Source organism: Bdellovibrionales bacterium (assembly GCA_019750295.1).
Classification (GTDB): domain Bacteria; phylum Bdellovibrionota; class Bdellovibrionia; order Bdellovibrionales; family JAGQZY01; genus JAIEOS01.
Map to the genome: position 1 here is coordinate 1 of JAIEOS010000031.1, position 3,065 is coordinate 3,065.

The 3,065-nt window shown below is 46.1% G+C and carries 3 protein-coding genes; 1 reads left to right on the forward strand and 2 read right to left on the reverse strand.

Translation table 11 applies throughout. The features are described from left to right. Positions 1–44: 44 nt before the first annotated feature. Together K2Q26_07905 and K2Q26_07910 are read right to left on the reverse strand one after the other, a co-directional pair. Entirely contained in the window at positions 45–932 is an 888-nt protein-coding gene (locus K2Q26_07905) for a diguanylate cyclase (GenBank protein ID MBY0315428.1), read from the reverse strand. Further along, positions 929–2,446 (reverse strand): ABC transporter substrate-binding protein, encoded by a 1,518-nt coding sequence (locus tag K2Q26_07910; GenBank protein MBY0315429.1) that lies wholly within the window; start codon positions 2,444–2,446, stop codon positions 929–931. The genes K2Q26_07905 and K2Q26_07910 overlap by 4 nt, the downstream gene beginning before the upstream one ends. A gap of 97 nt (positions 2,447–2,543) precedes the next feature. Between K2Q26_07910 and K2Q26_07915 the strand changes: the two genes are divergently transcribed. Further along, on the forward strand, positions 2,544–3,065 hold a 522-nt coding region (locus K2Q26_07915; protein ID MBY0315430.1), incomplete at its 3' end, for a D-alanyl-D-alanine carboxypeptidase.

The following is a 3,065-nucleotide window of genomic DNA, read 5'->3' on the forward strand; positions in this document are numbered from 1 at the left end:
AGAAGTACTAAAAGCCATTCGCGTTTTTTCATGCTTTTAGTGTATTAGGGATTGTCGGTTCCCACAATTGTCATGTTCCGACCCTGTCTCTTAGCACAGTACAGGGCCTGGTCTGCTACCGATAGGATCTCGTCAGCATCTAGACCATGATGGGGAAAAACCGCTAGTCCTAGACTTACGCTTAAGCGAAACTCCATAGAACTCATCTCCAGAACGGCTTTGCGGAGCTTCTCGGCGACCTCAAAAGCCGTCGAACTCGGTGTATTGGGCATTACGATCGCAAACTCTTCGCCGCCGTAGCGTGAAAGAGAATCGAGAGCTCGTAAGTTTTTGGAGAGCACTCGACCGATATTGTTGAGGATCTGATCCCCTTTGGGATGACCAAACTGATCGTTGAGAATTTTAAAATGATCGACATCAATCATGAGTAGCGAAAGTGGTGATTTCGTCGTCTTGGCTTTTTGAAGTTCGATGCGAAACTTTTCTTGAAAGAATCGATGATTGGTTAAATTCGTCACGGGATCGGTAATGGCCAGCTCTCGAAACTTATCACGCTCTCCGAGGAGCGTGTGCATTTCTAAAGCTTCGAGCATATGCAAACGCAAAAGATCTCGCTCCCAGGGCTTAAGAATAAACTTATGGAGAAGATGGCTATGAAGGGCGGCCTCGACGTCGTTGAGTTCGATTTTACCTGTCATCAGGATCCGCATACAGCTCGGTGCATTTTCCTTAAGCCAGCGTAATACATCATATCCAGTGTGAGTGCCTAGATGGTAGTCGGTCACGACTATAGCCACTTGGCTTGAGATGTTTTTTTGCAGAGTTGGAAAATCAACAAAGATCTCCACATCAAAAAGATCACGGAGATCCCGTTGAATCGCTTCACCGATGTAACGGTCGTCATCAAGGCAGTAGAGTTTAGGTCGGATCATTCGGCAGGGTTCTCCGCAGTTTTTTCGACGTTCAATGCGAAACTAAAATCTCCATTGATTGGGAGTTTATAATTTTTCACGCGCTTATTCACGATAGACACTTGTTTATCATACCAGAGAGGGATGATCGGTAAATCTTTTGCGACTAATTTTTGAATATTTTTATAATGCTCGATTCGCTGTTTTTGATCTTCGATCGCGACTCCAGATGAGAGCAAAGGATCTAATTCGGGATTGACATAAAATCCACGATTTCGTCCTGCGGGGGAGAGCTGCTGAGAGTGAAAAGCGAGGCGGTAGATGTCGGGATCGGTGGTGCCTACCCAGCGCATGGTGGCCATCTCGAATTGTCCTTTTTTAATATCCTCGTAGTAGGTTCCCCACTCAAAACTCTTCAATTGAACCTGAAGACCTAATTTGTTGAGCTGAAAGGCAATGACCTTTCCGTTCTCTACGGCGGCGGCCTGGTTGGATGTTTTAAGGACAAAAGGATGATTCTTATCAACATCCGCCAAGAGTTGCTTTGCCTTCTCGATATCGTATTGAGGGGTGGGAATGCTCGCATCGAAAAAAGGGTTGCCTGGGGTAAGTAGTGATGTGGCTGGGATCGCCAAGCCTTCCAATTTGTGTTCGATAATTTCTTTACGATCTATGGCCAGATCCATGGCCTGGCGAACGGGCAGCTGTTTTAAAAGCGGATCGCGCAGATTTAAAAGTAAGTACGTCATTGAGAGACCAGCATTTTCGTGGACCTCGAACCGAGGTGAATTTTTAAACACCTTGATTTTTGCGAGAGGCATGTCGGATTGAACGATATCGAGATCTCCCTTGTACATTTTAAGAAATCGAGAGTTGTCATCGCGGATAATTTTGAATTGAAGAGTCGTTAGGGTCGAGGGAGGGAGATCGGACCGACGTTTCAGTCGAATTTCATTGTCGGCCATAGTTTCGAGCACGAAGGGACCGGCTCCGACAAGATGCTGATAAAAGTCTTTGTCGTAAGTTGTGACAATTTTTTTAGGCAGAATTTTGAGTGTCGTGAGATCGGTAATCAGCGCGGCAGAGAAGTGGGAGAGATAGAGTTTGAGACTTCCGCCCTTATCAATGTCGTACTGGCTTTCCACTTTTTTAATGGCGGAAAAGGCTTGCGAAAACGGATTGGAACTTTTTTTGTATTCCTCAAACGAGAAAAGGAAATCGGCGTCGGTGACGGCCTCGCCATTGGAAAACTTGAGTCCGGGCTTGAGTTGAAAATGGAAGACTGAATTTTTATAGTCCCAAGAGGATGCGGCATCTCCAGTGATGTTCAAATCGGCATCCATGCGGACCAGAGATGAAAAAATAAGTTTTGCGATCTTCATTCCGGTCGCATCCGTCGAAAAACGGGGATCCAGTGTTTGTGGCGCAGCGGCAATACCGATGACCAATGTATCTGCGGGGGCGCGATTTACTTTTTTGCAGCCCCAAATTAGAAAAATACTGAACAGTAGAATTACACCGCGGACATTGCTCATTCTATTACGATAACCTATATCACTCCGAAGTCCAGGTTCTTGTAATCACGGATTACACCTTGACCACGAATAGCCTCCACCCGGCATAATATCGGTTATGCTTATTCTTAAAATTTTTCTTTTAGTAAATACGATTTTTGCCTCGGAGTTTGATTCTGCTATTAACAAAAGCAAAATTTCTCGGGACCACCTTGGATTATGGATCAAGGGGCCCGACAAAAGCCTTCAGTTGAATTCCGAAAAAGCCTTCACGCCGGCTTCGCTGAGTAAAATCATAACCGCCGGCGCGGCGATGGATGAACTCGGACTAGAGCATCGCTTCGAAACGAAAATATATAAAGAGGGTCCCATCAGTCATGGGGTGCTCAAGGGAGATCTGTATCTGCAGGGGGGAGGAGATCCGGCCCTGGTTTCTGAATCGTACTGGTCGATCATCAACGAGCTGAAGAGGACGGGTTTAAAAAGCATCGAAGGTCAACTTTACGTGGATGATTATCTATACGAGCAAAATCGGTATTCAGAGGGTCGTCAAGACACTCGCGTCGATCGAGCTTACGATGCACCGATCGGGGCTTTGTCGTTCAATTGGAATTCGGTCAACGTGTACGTGCGCCCCGGC